The sequence below is a fragment of the Mesorhizobium sp. WSM4898 genome, assembly GCF_029625845.1.
Lineage (GTDB): Bacteria > Pseudomonadota > Alphaproteobacteria > Rhizobiales > Rhizobiaceae > Mesorhizobium.
Map to the genome: position 1 here is coordinate 1,249,123 of NZ_JARTVQ010000001.1, position 16,070 is coordinate 1,265,192.

15 protein-coding genes are annotated in these 16,070 nt (G+C 62.8%); all 15 read left to right on the top strand.

Going from position 1 to position 16,070, the window contains the following annotated elements; genetic code table 11:
• Positions 1-2 precede the first annotated feature (2 nt).
• The 15 genes from P9228_RS06225 to P9228_RS06295 all read left to right on the top strand — a co-directional run bounded on the left by P9228_RS06225 (position 3) and on the right by P9228_RS06295 (position 16,054).
• Positions 3-1,439, top strand: coding sequence for a baseplate J/gp47 family protein (locus P9228_RS06225; protein WP_278052724.1), 1,437 nt, complete (start codon positions 3-5; stop codon positions 1,437-1,439).
• Between the two features lie 6 nt (positions 1,440-1,445).
• Positions 1,446-2,195 (top strand): DUF2612 domain-containing protein, encoded by a 750-nt coding sequence (locus tag P9228_RS06230; protein ID WP_278052725.1) that lies wholly within the window; start codon positions 1,446-1,448, stop codon positions 2,193-2,195.
• A 181-nt stretch (positions 2,196-2,376) separates the two neighbouring features.
• Positions 2,377-3,681, top strand: coding sequence for a hypothetical protein (locus P9228_RS06235; RefSeq protein WP_278052726.1), 1,305 nt, complete (start codon positions 2,377-2,379; stop codon positions 3,679-3,681).
• A gap of 58 nt (positions 3,682-3,739) precedes the next feature.
• The gene (locus P9228_RS06240; RefSeq protein WP_278052727.1) at positions 3,740-5,725 is read left to right on the top strand and encodes a hypothetical protein; all 1,986 of its coding nucleotides are present in this window, start codon (positions 3,740-3,742) and stop codon (positions 5,723-5,725) included.
• Positions 5,726-5,736: 11 nt separating this feature from the next.
• Positions 5,737-6,129, top strand: a complete 393-nt coding sequence (locus P9228_RS06245) for a hypothetical protein (RefSeq protein ID WP_278052728.1) — start codon at positions 5,737-5,739, stop codon at positions 6,127-6,129.
• Positions 6,130-6,210: 81 nt separating this feature from the next.
• Positions 6,211-6,978 carry a lysozyme gene (locus tag P9228_RS06250; RefSeq protein ID WP_278052729.1) on the top strand — a complete coding sequence of 256 codons (768 nt, stop codon included), beginning with the start codon at positions 6,211-6,213 and terminating at the stop codon, positions 6,976-6,978.
• Positions 6,975-7,448 carry a hypothetical protein gene (locus P9228_RS06255; RefSeq protein WP_278052730.1) on the top strand — a complete coding sequence of 158 codons (474 nt, stop codon included), beginning with the start codon at positions 6,975-6,977 and terminating at the stop codon, positions 7,446-7,448. Before P9228_RS06250 ends, P9228_RS06255 begins: the two co-directional genes overlap by 4 nt.
• 4 nt (positions 7,449-7,452) lie before the next feature.
• Entirely contained in the window at positions 7,453-7,641 is a 189-nt protein-coding gene (locus tag P9228_RS06260; protein WP_278052731.1) for a hypothetical protein, read from the top strand.
• A complete protein-coding gene (locus P9228_RS06265; RefSeq protein ID WP_278052732.1) occupies positions 7,638-7,946 on the top strand; it encodes a hypothetical protein in 309 nt (102 codons plus the stop codon). The genes P9228_RS06260 and P9228_RS06265 overlap by 4 nt, the downstream gene beginning before the upstream one ends.
• A 623-nt stretch (positions 7,947-8,569) precedes the next feature.
• Complete coding sequence (locus P9228_RS06270; protein ID WP_278052892.1) at positions 8,570-8,866, top strand: cytochrome c; 297 nt, start codon at positions 8,570-8,572, stop codon at positions 8,864-8,866.
• A gap of 146 nt (positions 8,867-9,012) precedes the next feature.
• Entirely contained in the window at positions 9,013-10,269 is a 1,257-nt protein-coding gene (locus P9228_RS06275; RefSeq protein WP_278052733.1) for a Do family serine endopeptidase, read from the top strand.
• Between the two features lie 258 nt (positions 10,270-10,527).
• Positions 10,528-11,355, top strand: coding sequence for a universal stress protein (locus P9228_RS06280; protein WP_278052734.1), 828 nt, complete (start codon positions 10,528-10,530; stop codon positions 11,353-11,355).
• Between the two features lie 57 nt (positions 11,356-11,412).
• On the top strand, positions 11,413-12,249 hold the full coding sequence (locus P9228_RS06285) for a universal stress protein (protein ID WP_278052735.1): 837 nt from the start codon (positions 11,413-11,415) through the stop codon (positions 12,247-12,249).
• Positions 12,250-12,321: 72 nt separating this feature from the next.
• Positions 12,322-14,859 carry a cation-translocating P-type ATPase gene (locus P9228_RS06290; protein WP_278052736.1) on the top strand — a complete coding sequence of 846 codons (2,538 nt, stop codon included), beginning with the start codon at positions 12,322-12,324 and terminating at the stop codon, positions 14,857-14,859.
• Between the two features lie 538 nt (positions 14,860-15,397).
• Entirely contained in the window at positions 15,398-16,054 is a 657-nt protein-coding gene (locus P9228_RS06295) for a DUF6064 family protein (RefSeq protein WP_278052737.1), read from the top strand.
• Positions 16,055-16,070 lie beyond the last annotated feature (16 nt).

Below are 16,070 nucleotides of genomic sequence, written 5' to 3' on the forward strand. Positions count from 1 at the left end.
ACATGGTCGACACCACCAACGTTCCCCCGCCGCAATGGACGGACACGGGGTTCCTGATCCCGTCGGGCGCGGAGGTGCTGGCGGGCGTGACCGAGGACATCAACGGCGCGTTCGGCGGCGTCCTCAATCCCGCGCTGAACACGCCGCAGGGGCAGCTCGCCAGCAGCGAGACGGCGGTAATCGACGAGGTCAACTCGACGTTCCTCTATTTCACCAACCAGGTCGATCCCGCCTATGCGACCGGCCGGATGCAGGATGCGATCGCGCGCATCTACTTCATCGAGCGCAACCCGGCCCAGCCGACGGTCGTGCAGGCGCTCTGCAGTGGCTTGCCGGGCGTCGCCATCCCGACGGGCTCGCTGGCCCTTGCCGAAGATGGCAACCAGTATCTGTGCACCGAGGATGGCGTCATCGGCGTCGACGGCACTGTCACCTTGCCGTTCGAGTGCCTGGTGGTCGGGCCGATCCCATGCCCTGCCGGAAGCCTCGACCAGATTTACCGAGCGATCCCCGGCTGGGATTCGATCACGAACCCTGATGACGGCGTGCTGGGAAACAATGTCGAGAGCCGGTCGGCTTTCGAGGCGCGCCGTGCTGCCTCCGTCGCGTTGAATTCGCAGGGCTCGCTTCCCTCGGTCCTGGGCGCGGTGCTGGCGGTGCCGAACGTCATCGATGCGTTCGTAACAGAGAACGCCAGCAATGACGTCCAGACCATCGGCGGCGTCTCGATCTATCCGAACTCGCTCTATGTCGCGGTGGTCGGCGGCGACGCTGACGATGTCGCGCAAGCGATCTGGTCGCGCAAAGCGCCCGGCTGCGCATACAACGGCAATACGACGGTCACGGTCTACGACCAGAGCCCCGGCTATGTCCCGCCGTACCCTGCCTATCGGGTAAGCTTCGAGATCCCCGATCCGTTGGCGATCCTGTTCGCGGTCAACATCGTCAACACGCATCTCGTCCCCGCCGATGCCGCGACGCAAATCCAGAATGCCATCGTCAGCGCCTTTGCTGGCGGCGATGGTGGGCCGCGCGCGAAGATCGGCACCACGCTATTTGCGAGCCGCTTCTACGCGCCCGTGGCTGCCCTTGGCTCGTGGGCGCAGATCATCTCGATCGAGGTAGGCTCGAACAACAACCCCAGCGCCGTCTTCACGGGCCAGATCGCCGGAACGATACTGACGGTCTCCGCCGTTGCGTCGGGGGAGCTGGCGGTCGGGCAGATCATTTCCGACACCACCGGCGCGCTGACCGTCGGCACCACCGTCACCGCGCTCGGCACCGGCTCGGGCGGCACCGGTACCTATGTCGTCTCGAACAACAAGAACGTGTCAATCGAGACCATGACGGCCGCGATCCCCAATCGCTTCGACATCGCCGTCGACATCGACCAGGTGCCGACGATCTCCCCCAACGACATCTTCGTCACCCTGACCTGATCGATCATGGAAGACACAGGACCTCCCTATCCCAGGCCACCGGCCGGGATACCGAACGGCTTTGGCCAATTCGCCATTGGCATCAGCCCGATCGGCGATTTCCCGCCTTTCGACGTTTGGCGCACTGTCATCAGCCAGTATGCGAATGCGCCCACGCTGACGCAGCTGATTGGGAACATCTTCTCGTATCTCGACCAGGCGGCCAACTTCGATGCGTTCTTCGACTACATCTGGAACGTCGACACGGCGCAGGGCTACGGGCTCGACGTCTGGGGCCGCATCGTCGGCGTCAGCCGGGTTTTGCAGGTCACGACCGGGGACTGGTTCGGCTTCGATGAGGCTAAGCCGGGTGCCGATCCGTTCGGGCAAGGCGCGTTCTATTCCGGCGCTCCGCTCACCTCGAATTTCGCGCTGTCGGACGAGGCATACCGCCGGCTCATCTTCGCCAAGGCTGCAGCCAACATCACCAACGGCTCGATTCCGGCGATCAACCAGATCCTGCTCAGCCTCTTCCCCAACAGGGGCAACGCCTACATTACCGAGGGCGGCAATTACGGGACATGGTTCGGCTTCGAGGAATCGCTGAACTCCGTCGGCTTCAACCAGGCATCGTTCTACGCGGGCTCGCCGATCGAGACGATGACGATGACCTACACCTTCGCCTTCCAGCTGACCCCTGTCGAACTCGCGATCGTCCAGAACTCCGGCGTCTTGCCGAAGCCGACCGGCGTCAAGGCGTCGGTCGTCATCATCTAAGGATCCCTCCATGAAGCTTTCCGCCTTGCCTGCCAAGTTCCCCGTAGCTTGGGGAGCTTCGGCGAGCCCGAGCTACATCCGCTCCATCCCGCTCGGCTCGCAGATCGGGATTGTGAATGGCGCGGCCTCACTAACCGACGGCTTTCCGCCACTCAACTTCCTGCCGGTCGGATCCGGCGGCGTGCCGCCGTTCGGCCAGGACATGAACGGCATTCTGCAGCAGATCACGCAATGGTCGCAGTGGCAGAATGCAGGCGGTCTGGTCCCCTACGATCCGGCCTTCTCGGCAGCGATCGGCGGGTATCCCAAGAGCGCGTTGCTGGCTGGCGCGGCGACTGGCGTCGTTTGGCTGAGCACCGCCGACGACAATACGTCCGACCCCGATACGGGCGGCGCGAATTGGGTCAACTTCGGAGCTGCATCCGCGCCCATCATGGTCGGTACCGATGCGGGCTCGGCCAATGTCTGCACCGCCACGGTCCTGCCGGCGCCGAGCGCTTATGTGGACGGGCAGATCTTCGTCGTCCAGAAGTCCGCTTTCGACAACAACGGCGCCATGACGGGCAACATTGACGGGCTGGGCACCCATCCTATCGTCAACATGGACGGGACCGCGCTGACGGCAAAGCAATGGCCAGCCAGCGCCATGGGAATCCTTGAGTTCAACAACGCGACGACGTCGTTCCGTCTGCTTAACCCGGCGGTGACCGTGGCGGCCAACGCGGGCCTTGCCGCGACCGATCAGCAGGTCCTTTCGCTGAGCATCACGACTTTGCCGGCACCCACCGGCGCACTTTCCTTGAACGACAGCCTTCCACTGCATGTGGTGGCGGACGGTGCGGACCGCGAGGTCACGCTCTCGGCGCTCGCCGCAATTCTCCCTGGCGCGATGAAGGCCATGCGCGTCATGACAGCGAGCGGAACCTACACGCCGACGGCTGGCGCCAAGAGCATGCTCGTCTTTGCCACCGGCGCAGGTGGCGCAGGCGGCGGCAATGCCACGGCAAACGGCTTCACTGGCGGCGGCGGAAGCGCGGGCGGAACGGCGGTCTATTTCGGTGCCGTCTCTCAGCAGACCGTCACCATCGGCGCCGGCGGCGTCCCCAATCCATCGTCTGGTTCCGATCTCATCGGCGGTTCCGGCGGGACAACCTCTTTCGGCGCTCTTGCCGTCGCTACCGGCGGCATTGGCGGTTCTTCCAGCGGCACCAATTCATTTGGCGCGGGCGGCCAAGGGGTGGGGACCGGAACCGCCGGGACCCTCTTGATCCACGGCGGCGGCGGATCGCCTGGTTCCGGCCATGAAGGCGGTTGCGGTGGCACCTCGTTCTGGGGTGGCGGCGGCTACGGCGGCGCAACTCCTTCGACCGGTGTCCAGGTGCCCGGCGGTCCGGGCACTCTCGGCGGCGGCGGCGGTGGTGGCGACGGCGGCGGCGCAGGCGGGGCCGGTGGCAACGGTGTGGTCGTCATCTTCGAATTCGACTGATCGTCGCATCGTCGCCCTCTCGTAAGCCGACCACTCATACACATTCGGATTGGGGCAAATGAATCCCTTCAGCTACGGCAACGTCCTGACCGCTGGCCAGTGGAGCTACCTGTTCTCGCAGAAGCAGGACGCGCTCGGTTATACCCCGGTGAACCGGGGCGGCGACACGATGCAAGGGCCGCTCAACACCCAGGCTTCCACGGCCAACGGCGCTGGATTCAGCATCCCTCCTGGCGCTGCTCCGGGAGTGCCGGTCGACGGCCAGATCTGGATGACCATCTTTGGGCTCTTCTTCCAGATCGGCGGGCAAACGATCGGACCGATCGCCAACGGCACCATCGTCGGGCCGTCGAACTCCGTGGTGGGCGACATTCCCGTTTTCTCGGCGACCGGCGGCACTGCCCTTGCGGACAGCGGGATCTCACTCGCATCGCAGTTCCCCAACCTCATCCTGGCTACTCCAGCCTTCGGAAGCGGAGTGCCCGCATTCCGAGCGCTGATCGGGGCTGACCTACCTACGCCGCAGCCCGTGGCCCTTGGTGGCGTAAAATCTGCGGCGGCTCCACCCCATCAGTTCGGGACCGGAGTCGACACCAGCGGCAACCCGACGTTCGCTCAGCCGGCAATCGGCGACGTTTCGGGCTTTGCCGCGAACATGCTGGCGTTCCTTGCCGGCGGCACGAGCGCGCAGCTCGCCGCGGCGATGGTCGACGAGACCGGTAGCGGTCCGCTTGTCTTCGCCACGAACCCGACCGTTGCTCTCGGAACGGCCTCGACCGCCGTCACGCAGACGCCGGGCGACAACTCGACCAAGTTGGCGACGACGGCCTATGTGCAGGCAGCGATCTTCGCCACCACGACGCTGCCGGCGACCAGGCTGGCCACGACCACCGCGCTTCCGGCGGTCACCTATGCCAACGGAGCATCCGGCGTCGGTGCCACGCTCACCGCCTCTGCCAACGGTGCTTTGACGGTCGATGGCGTCGCCGCGAACCTCAACGACGTGATCCTGGTCAAGAACCAGGCCTCGTCGTTCCAGAACGGCATCTACACGGTGACGGCGACCGGTAGCGCAGGCGCGCCATTCGTCCTGACGCGTGCGACCTACTACAATCTCTCCGCCGACATCGATCTTGGCGACCAGACGTTCGTGACGGCTGGAGCGACGCAGGGCGCCACGACCTGGACGCAGAATGCCAAGGAAAACCCGGTCATTGGCACCGACCCGATCACGTTCGCGCAGACGGCGGGGGTCGGTTCCTACACCGCCGGGAACGGCCTCACCCTGGCGGGCACGCAGTTCGCGATCGACACGACGATCGTCACTGACCTGTCGTCGGCGCAGTCGCTCTCCAACAAGACGCTGGTGAGCCCTGCACTCACCGGCGTGCCCACCGCGCCGACTGCAGCGGCAGGCACGAGCAGCGCGCAGATCGCCAGCACGGCATTTGCGGCGGCCGCTGCGGCGACCGCTTCTGCCGGCTCGCTTGTCAACGTCCAGGTAAAGACTGCCTCGGGCACCTATACGCCGACCGCAGGCGCAAGCCGTGCAATCGTCTTCGTGACGGGCGGCGGCGCTGGCGGCACGACGGGCACGGGCAGCGGCAGTGAAAGCGGCGGTGGCGCTGGCGCCACGGCCATCTTCTTCATGAACGGTGTCTCGGCACAGACCGTTACAATTGGTTCGGGCGGCGCTGCCGGCGCCGCAGGTGGATCATCCGCATTCGGCACTGTCACTGCGAACGGTGGCTCTGCCGCAGCCTCTCAGAGCCTCGGTGGCCGGGGCGGCACGGCAGCCAACGGCACGCTCAACCTCGGCGGCGGCGACGGCGGCTCCGGCACCAATGCGACCGGCAACTCTCAAGGCGGCGAGGGCGGCGCAAGTTTTTGGGGCGGCGGCGGCGCGGGCGGCCAGACCGCTAACAGCCACAATGCCGGCGCGGCCGCGCAGGCATACGGCGCTGGCGGCGGCGGCGGTTCGTACAGCGCTGGCGCTGGCGGTGCTGGCGCGCCCGGCGTCGTTCTCATACTCGAGTTCAAATAAGGACCGCATTCATGCAACTGGCAGTCATCCAAGGCACCGACGTCGTCAACATCATCGAGGGCGACCCGACCTTCACGCTCGACGGCTTCGCGATCGTCCCGCTCGCGGAGCCGGGCTATATCGGCGGCACCTATAGCAATGGCGTGTTCAGTGCTCCCCCGGCACCGCCTGCCGTTGTCCCGGAAAGCGTGTCGGCTCGGCAATTCCACTTCCAACTAAGCGTTGCCGGTTTGCGCGCCCAGGTCATCGCCTGGATCGGAACGCAGCCTGTCGAGGTGCAAGACGCCTTCGAATACAGTGGAAGCTTCGTGCGCAATGAGCCGATGATGGAAACCGGCTTCGCCGCGCTCGGCTACACGTCGGCCCAGATCGACGCGTTCTTCACGGCCGCCGCGCTGCTCTGACGGCGGGCACGCACGCCGGCGTCGACTCGAGTCCTCGTTCTCATCTGATCAAGCTGTCCTCTAGGGCGGAAAGGAAGTGTTATGCGTCTCGTCGCTGACGTGCGCCGCGTGGTGCTGTTGTCTCTGAGTTTCTGGATGCAGGTGTTCGGCCTCGCAGTGCTCGTGCTGCCGGAGCTCTGGTATCACGTGACCGGGCAGGACTATGACCCGAATGTCGCCTGGTGGCTCGGTGTGCTGCTGCTGCTCGCCGGCATCGTCGGGCGGGTTTACCAGCAGGGGCTGTCGCCATGGAAGGAATGGCTCCGCATCGTAGCCGTCGCGGCGATCGTCTTCGCATTGGCGCTGCTGCTCGCGTGGCCATCCAGCGCCGCTTCGCTCAATGACAGTCCGGCAACCGAGGCGCAGACGCTTGCGATCGCGGTGCCGTTCATCGCTAAGGAAGAGGGCAAGAGCAACCACGCCTACCGCGATGCCGTCGGCATCTGGACGATCTGCTACGGCTCGACGCGAGGCGTCCACGCCAACATGCTGCTGAACGACCAGCAGTGCCTCGACCTTCTTAAGATCGAGGTGGCCCAGCATCGCACCGGCCTGCACCGCTATTTCACTCCGTCGACGATCGACATTCGCCTGCCGGCGACGCGTGATGCGGCCTACACGTCGCTTGCCTTCAACGTCGGTCCCGCCGGGGCAGGCAAGAGCACTGCAACGCGCCGCCTCAACGCTGGTGATGTCGCGGGCGGCTGCCAAGCCCTGACGTGGTTCGACAGGGCCGGCCGGAGAATCCTGCGCGGCCTCTTCGAACGTCGCAAGCGTGAAAAGGCGCTGTGCATGGTGGGCCAACAGTGAACCCGCTCTACGCTATCCCATATCTCGGGCCGTTCCTCGTCTTCGCGACGTCGCGCTTTGGCCTGCCGATCATCGTCGCCGGCGGCATCATCTTCTTCTACGAAGGCGTGCCGATTGGGCCGCTCCGCGACATCCCTTATGTCGGGCCGGCCCTGGCCGGCTTGGTCGACGGCCGCGTCGATCGACAATATGCCGCCGGCCAAAAGGCGGAGGACGCGCTGTGGCAGGAGAAGATCAAGCTCGCCGCCATCGCTCAGGCGGCCGACAACAAGACGCGGCAGCAGGACATCGACGCCGCGGCACAAGCCTACATCGACAAGCAGCATAGCGACGCCGGCCGCATAGCCGAGCTGGTGCGCGCGCAGAAGGACCAAGACAATGCACCGCCCGTTTCGACCAATCCTTCTGGCTGCAAGCCTGATGGCATCTCTGCAGGGGTGTCAGAGCGCCTCGACGCCATCGGTCGATAGCCTGGTGCCGAAGCCGACCGCACACGTCGATCCGAGCGCGATGCAGGATTGCGTCGGCGTGGTCGACATCCCCCATCGCTTCGTCTCGACGGAGGAGGAGACTAGGCTGCATGCGGAAGATCGCCGCCGGCTCGGGGACTGCGTTCGGCTCAACCACGCCAAGGGCGATACCATCCAGGCCCTCGTGAAATGAGCGGAGTGTTTCCTCAGCGTCTTCGCGAACTCGACCCGGAGACGATCCTCTGGCTCGATCGCCTCGACAGCAAGCAACGCGAGGCCCTCATCTGGGCGGGCCGGCTGGATCCTGTCCGGCGCGATCGGCTCGATAAATTTCTTGATCTGGACGAGGACCATTTCGAAGCTGGGTTCGCCGTCGTTCAACTCTGGACGCGCCTGCGCTGGCTGGGCTCCACATCGGTGTGGATCATTTTGACCGTTGCGGGGTTGTTACTGGCACTGATGCAGATAGTGGACCAGCTGAAAGGACCGAAGCCGTGAGGCTGCCGCGCACCGCTTCCGAAGTTCTGACCGGTCTGATTTTCCTATTGGCCGGAGCTCTCGGGGTGCTGCTCTACCTTCAGATAGCACAGGCGCTCCCCCTCTAATCCCCTGCCATCATTTCCAGTCTTCCCATCGGCTTCGGCCGGTGGGGTTCTTGTTTGCGTTCGCTGACCAGGTCTAGAGGGGATCGCCTTCCGTCACGATAAAATGTTCGGCGCTCACCGAGGCGATGACCTGAGACTTCTTGAGACGTTGAGTGGCGGTGACGAAATCGTCGATGCGTTCGACGTGTCGTTGACTCCATCCAGAACGCGTCATTCGACTAAGCGAACGAGGCGGGAAAATTCGTCTACATTGGGCCAAACTTGCCTCGGACACCGCCGGCCAGGTCCACCATGAGGCGAAGGCAGCTATGGACGACATGGCCGCCGCAACGTTTGCGACCTGAATATGTGCCCATCGTCTCGCCATACCTGGCGACTTGAGAACGGTTGGGCAGCGCTGCGCATGGTCGAGCGGGGACGGCTTCGCCGGTTTGCGCCAAATCAAGGTCGAGCGCCCATTCGTCGCTTATTCAGGAAGTCATGAAACGTCCGACGGTATCGAGAATTGTCGCGCTTATGGTCGCCTGTGCTGGCGGGTCATCCGCCTGGGCGCAAGACGGTCTGCAGATCGCCCATGGCAAGAAGCTCGTGGAAGCAAACTGCGCCCGTTGCCACGCAATTGGCCCGGCCGGCAAGAGTACGCATCCCGACGCACCGCCCTTTCGCCTGTTGCACCTGCGTTATCCGATCGAGGATCTGGAAGAAGCGTTGGCGGAAGGGATATCGACAGGTCATCCCGACATGCCGGAATTTGTCGCTGATCCTCAACAGATCGGAGCGATTGTCGCATACATCAGGAGTCTGAGCCGATGAAGAGAGGTCACCGTTCGGCCGGCGCAGCATGCAGAGCTCTCAGCGCAGCGCTGATCCTTGCAGGTAGCTGGCTCCTGCCTACATTCTCCGTCGGTTGGGCGGCTGACCCGTCTCACGTTGGCAACGAGATGCCATCGCTGGCTCCAATGTTGGAACGCGTTGTTCCCAGCGTCGTCAGCATTGCCATCCAGGGGAGGGGCAACGCCGAACCCGATCCGATGTTGTCCGATCCTTTCCTGCGAAAATTCTTCGGACTTCCGGAGCAACCCTCGGCAAGCGAACGCTCGTTTCAGGTAGCCGGTTCAGGCGTGATCGTCGACGCAAACAACGGGTATGTCTTGACCAACAGTCATCTGCTTGAAAACGCCGACGAGATCACGGTGACCCTGCCGGATCACCGATCGTTTTCGGCCAAGGTGATCGGCATGGATCAGCCGACCGATGTCGCTGTCGTGCAGATAAAGGCCGACAGGCTCACCTCAATGCGGCTGGGGGACTCGAGCGAGCTCAGGGTCGGCCACTACGTTGCCGCTGTCGGAAATCCTTTTGGTCTCAGCCAGACCGTCACCATGGGCATTGTCAGCGCATTAGGGCGGTCGGGCCTTGGTTCCGACGGTCTGGAGAATTTCATCCAGACCGATGCGTCGATCAATCCCGGTAATTCGGGGGGTGCCCTCGTGAACCTTCAGGGCGAGCTGGTGGGTATCAACAGCGCCATTTTCGGACCGGCCGGGAGCAATGTCGGGATAGGCTTTGCGATTCCATCCAATATGGCAAAGGACGCGGTGCGCGAGTTGATCGCCCACGGAAAGATCAGGCGCGGGGAACTGGGCATGCTCATACAGGATCTAACGCCGTTGCTGGCCCAGGCCTTCAGGTTGAAGATTTCCGCTGGCGCGCTCGTCAGCCGGGTTATGACAGGGTCTGCGGCAAGCAGCGCCGGAATCCTTACTGGCGATGTGGTCATTGCCGTGGACGGTCAACCGATACGCAGTGACGTTGACCTTCGAACAGCGCTTGGACTGCTCGGCGCTGGCGCAAAAGCCAGGCTCACCATCGACCGGCACAACAAGGTGCTCGAGTTGCCGGTGGAGCTCCAGGAAGCAAACACAGTCAGCACGGCGCTGGTCAAGGGCGAGGGGTTGCTTGCCGGGGTAGCCTTGGCCGATATCTCGCCCGATTCTGCAGCTTATGGCCAGGCGGACGGCGCGGAGATCCTCGCTGTCGACCCCGAGAGCCACGCTGCTCAGGCCGGGTTGATCGCCGGCGATTTCATCGTCAGCGTCGATCAGCAAGCGGTGCACTCGGCCACGCAGGTGGCGCAGTCCTCCAAAAGGATCGACAGGCTGCTGCTGCTCGGGATCTTCCATGCCGGCGGTATCCAGTACGTCGTGATTCCGTGAGCCGTAGTAACGCTAGGACATTGTTAGCCGCTGCGGCCACCTTCAGCGCCACCAGCCTCTATGGATAGGCAACTCGCGCGATCCAACGCGTCTCGGTTCGTTTCCGATCGCCTGGTCGGCCTCTTCCTAATCCGCTTCTCAGGGATCATCTTGGCCTGGATGCCACCGGCTCGTCGTGCTCCGCTGAAGGAAGTTGACGTGCATCAAAGCATGGAGCTCTGGCTCATGCTGAGCTACCGGCCTCGAAGGAGTCCGGACATGATCTACACGACGATACTTGTTCAGCTCGACATCGATGCTCCGGCCACGCCACGCCTGCTCTTTGCACAGCAGATCGCGAAGAAGTTCGAGGCGGATCTGATCGCTGTGGCAGCGGCCGAGCCTTCCGCCTTGGTATCGCCAAGCGAGTCCTCGCCGTTGGTGGCAGAGGTCCTGCGTCAGCGATCCCACGAAGTCGAGGAGCGCATCAAAAGGCTAAGGGACGAGTTCCTCGCCGTGGCCGGCAACGACGAGCGCGCTTCATGGCGCGCGGAACTGGATGATCCCACCAGCGCCGTTGCCCTGCATGCACGCGCGGCCGATCTGGTGATCACCGGGGCGCCGGCCGCGGCAGCCGCCGGCGACTACCAAAGGACCGTAGATCCTGGCGCGTTGGTGCTGTCCCTGGGCCGGCCGGTTCTGTTTGCAGCCGACGGCCTCGCAGCGCTCAAAGGCGAAAGGGTGATGGTCGCCTGGAAGGACTGCCGTGAATCGCGGCGGGCGGTAGTCGATGCGATGCCTTTCTTGCGCAATGCCAAGGAGGTGACCGTTTTCAGTACTGCCGAGGAAGAGACGCTCGCCGCCCGAGACGGCGCGGCCGACGTCGTGCGTTTCCTGATGAAACACGGTGTGAAAGCCAGAGCCCAAGTGATGGAGAGCGAAGAGTTGTCGGCAGGCGATGCCATTACAGTCTTTGCCGATTACCTCGGGGCGGACCTGATAGTGGCCGGAGGCTACGGACACAGTCGGTTCCGTGAATGGGCACTCGGAGGCGCGACGCGATCCCTGCTCAGATCGGGATCATTCCACAGACTGCTGTCGAACTGAACAGCCACAACACTCTACGTCCACGAAGTGGGCGTAACATCGAAGGAGGATAAGGTTATGCAGCTGTTAGCATCCCTGTTCTTGCCGACGTATCCAGATCCGCCTGGGCCGAAGGTAGTATCGAACGCAGTGGCGGTGGCCAGCCAGCTCGGCGCCAAGCTGGATGCGGCCGTAATCAACGTCGACATTCCAGACGTTTCGAACGCTTTGTCCAGCTTGCTGCTCGACCTCCCCGAAAAGATTCGCGAGGTCAACGCGGCCAGCAGGAAACGTGGCAAGGCTTTGCTTGGCACGGTCGCGGCGGAAGCAGCGCGATGCAACATCACACTGACCAGTCAGGAGTTGAGAGCGCAGCCGGCCTTCATCGGGGAAGCTGCCGCCGGAGAGGGGCGCTATTTTGACCTCTGCATGGTTGGATGGGCGCGGGATACCGAGTCCAGCCGCATGACCGCGGAGGAGGTCGTGTTCAGCTCCGGTCGGCCGACTTTGATTCTTCCGGGCGACGAAGATGTGGGTGCCCTCGATCATGTGGTGATTGCTTGGGATGGTAGCCGCGTGGCCGCAAGGGCCGTCGCCGACGCCAAACCGTTTCTGGAACGGGCATCGACAATATCGATCATCACTGTGACGGATGAGAAAGTTCTGCCGAGCGAAGATATTGGCGATCGGCTGGCGCATGGTCTGGCGGCGCGGGGCCTACGGGTCAAAGCCGAGTCGATCCATGCCGTCGACAACGAAATCGGCGCCGCGCTCGAGGACCATGCCATAAGGATCAATGGCAGCCTCCTTGTTATGGGCGGATGGGGCCACTCTCGTATCCGAGACTTTGTGCTCGGAGGAGCAACCGAGGGAATACTTTCGGACCTGCGCTTGCCGGTGTTGATGTCGCACTAAGCGAAGCCCAACCCTCGAAGATCTGGACCTAAGCGAATGCCCAGGGCCGCAACCAAGCATCGAGCACGTAAAATGAAACCTGCCGCCGCTACCTCTTGGGGCCTGAGCGAGGCCGAGGCGCGCACCAGGCTACTGGCTGAGGGGCCGAACGAGCTACCCAGAACCGGACGACGCACACCGTTGAGAATTGCCATCGAGATCGTGCGCGAGCCGATGCTTGCGCTCCTGCTGGGTGGTGGCGCGGTCTATCTCCTGCTTGGCGATCCGCATGAGGCATTGATCTTGCTGTGTTTCGCGACTTTGTCGATTGCAATAACCATTGTCCAGGAAGCGCGCACGGAACGCGTCTTAGAGGCCCTTCGCGATCTCACAAGCCCCCGCGCCCTGGTCGTGCGCGACGGTGAACGCCTACGCGTTGCAGGTCGCGAGGTGGTGCGAGGCGATATCGTCATGCTTGCCGAGGGAGATCGTGTCCCGGCCGATCTCCTGCCTGTCCAAAGCCGCGATCTTCAAGTCGACGAATCCTTGCTCACCGGCGAGTCCGTCCCGGTGAGAAAGGTGGCCGCCATGCCGCTAGACCGGACGGCCAAACACCAGCCGGGCGGCGATGACGTGCCCGCCGTATTTTCCGGGTCGCTTGTTGTTCGCGGCTCGGGCGTCGGTGAGGTGGCGGCGACTGGAGCACGAACGGAAATCGGGGCAATCGGACAGGCGCTGAGCAGCTTGGAAAGTGAGGCGCCTCGTCTGCAAATGCAGACAAGGCATCTTGTAAAATTGTTCGCCTTGGCTGGCGCTGCCGTCAGCGTCTTGGCGGTGCTGCTATATGGCTGGCTGCGAGGCGGATGGCTTGACGGGATATTGGCGGGCATCGCTTTGGGCATGTCGATGCTGCCGGAAGAATTTCCGATAGTGTTGACGATTTTCATGGCCATGGGCGCCTGGCGCATATCCCAGGTGCGAGTGCTGACCCGCCGAGCCGCGGCAATTGAAACGCTTGGATCCGCGACTGTCCTGTGCACCGACAAGACTGGAACGCTGACCAAGAACCAGATGGCCGTTGCGGAGTTGAGAACGCCGAACGGCGTCTTCTCGCTTCTGAAGACCTCAGACGTCGTACCCGAGGCATTCCGCGACCTGGTAGAACTTGGTGTTCTTGCGAGTGCCGAGGTTCCGTTCGATCCGATGGAAAAGGCGTTTTACGAGCTGGCGGCTGAAAGACTGCCGAAGCGCACCGGCGTAAGCGACCGGCAGCTGGTTCGCTCCTACGGACTCCGACCGGAGCTGCTGGCAATGTCGAACGTCTGGCGAAGGAGCGGCGATCCGGATTGCCTCGTCGCCGCCAAAGGCTCGCCGGAAGCGATCCTGAAGCTTTGTCGCTTGGACGCAGAACGGTCTTTCGCGATCCGAAATGACGCTGATGCCATGGCGGCTGAGGGACTAAGAGTCCTGGGGGTGGCGCGCGCGAGCCATGCCGAGAGCAGGTTGGCCGACGAGCAAACTGGCTTTGATTTCGAATTTGTAGGGCTGGTCGGGCTCGCCGATCCGCTGCGGCCGGAGGTTCGGGACGCCGTGGCCTCTTGCCGATCGGCGGGTATCCGTGTGCTCATGATCACCGGAGATTATCCTGCAACCGCAAAGGCTATAGCGCAGGAGGCCGGACTGGATGCCGCGAATGTCGTTACCGGAGAACAGCTGAGGACGCTGAGCCCAGCAGAGCTTTGCAGAGCGGTGAAGACGACGACCGTGTTTGCGCGAATTATGCCCGACCAGAAACTGGCCATCGTAAATGCGCTGAAAGCGAACGGCGAAGTTGTCGCCATGACTGGGGACGGCGTCAACGATGCTCCCTCGCTGAAGGCTGCGGATATCGGTATCGCCATGGGCGGGCGCGGCACGGACGTTGCGCGTGAAGCCTCCTCTATCGTCCTTCTGGACGACGACTTCGGTTCGATCGTCAAGACAATTAGGCTCGGACGGCGCATTTACGACAATTTGCGAAAGGCAATGAGCTTCATCTTCGCGGTGCACGTACCTATCGCAGGGCTCGCTTTGATGCCCTTGCTGTTTGGTCTGCCCATTCTGTTCGGGCCAATCCACATCGCTTTTCTGGAAATGGTGGTAGACCCGGTCTGCTCACTCGTCTTCGAAGCGGAGGCCGAGGAAGAAGACATAATGAAGCGGCCAGCGCGGGACCCGAAAGAGGCACTGCTTACAGGTCCATTGATGGGTTGGAGTGTGGCTCAGGGTGTGCTGGCATTGGCTATCGTCGCCACCATCTTTCTGCTAGGCCTTCGTTCGGGTATCCCAGAAAGCGAGATCCGCGCTCTGACCTTTTGTGCTTTGGTGGTCAGCATCCTTGGTTTGGTGTTGGTCAATCGTGCTTTCGGTGCCTCGTTGATCGCAGCGCTTGGCCGGCCAAATCTCACCCTAGTTGCGGTCGCCACTATGGATGCGCTTGTTCTTGGGTTGGTGCTTCTATGGCCGACCGCCAGCGAACTTTTCCAATTCCGGCAGCCAGGTCTGCGCGAGCTTGTCTTCGTATTGGCAGCCGGATTCGGACTGGTCGGTGCGCTCGAGCTTCTGAAATATCGCTTCCGTTCGGGTGCCTGACTGGATGACCGGGCAGGCGCCGCGGTGAAGGACCGTCAATCAAACCGCCTGCGCGCTGTGACCATCAGCTATGACCAGCGGCGCGCGCGTCATGCCGGCAAGACGTCGGCGAAGCGTTCCTTGCGGTAGACGCTTCCATGGCGCCTACAGGCGCCCTGGCAATTCGACACCGACATCACGAAGACGGACCCGCGGCAGCGCCGTGAAGGTTTCCGCCTGTCGCTCGCGGGCCTCCATGCGTGCCTCCGATCCGCCAAACTAACAGCGCTGCCATAGCGCGTGGGAAGAGTCCGCTGGGCGGAGCAAATGAAGGCGTTCTTCCGAATCTGCGCTTGCCTTAATTTCATACCCTCCAGAGCAGCATTTGCCGCAATCATGCTGATTCGTTGTGCTCTCACATCAGCAGGTATGACGTGTGGACACGACGGCGGTTGCCCAAGCCCCAACTGCCCACCAAATTGCGAGGGCATTGAATTGAGCCAGATCAATGGAGTGGCCGCTATCAAGGCTATGGTGAGGTAGCTCGGAGACATACCCGATGTTACCCTTCTCGCGCGGTCAGTTTCTTGGCAACCTAGTCGCTTACAATGAAGCCATCTGGCCAGTGCAACTGGCAGCATTTGCGATTGGCATCCTCGCCGTGGTCCTGCTGATTTGGCGACCGCGAATGGCGGACCGCCTAATCGCCGCTATTTTGGCAGTAATGTGGCTATGGACGGGCGCCGCCTATCATTGGCTTCATTTCGCCGAGATCAACTCGGCGGCATATATCTTCGCAGCCCTGTTCGTCGCTCAGGCAGCAGTGCTCGGCTATGCCGGCGTCGGCAAGGGTCAGCTGAGTTTCCGGGTTTATTCTGGAACTGCCGCCAGCGTGGGGATTAGTTTGATCGTCTATGCGGCCGTCCTCTACCCCCTTCTCGGCATTTGGACGGGCCATGCATATCCTGAGATGCCAGTGTTCGGTGTCACGCCCTGTCCGGTGACGATCTTCACGCTCGGATTCTTCCTCCTCGCGAAGCCGCCTGTGTCGCCGGGGTTGTTTGCAATTCCACTGATCTGGTCCTTGATAGGAGGAAGTGCTGCGTTCCTTCTCGGCATGCCGCAAGACTGGTTGCTTCTCGTCAGCGGTGTCATCGCGTTTTCCTTGACCGTGGCCTCCCGCCGCAAAAGCCGAATTGGGTGGTCCCAACTGTAGGCCCACGCCAAATCCT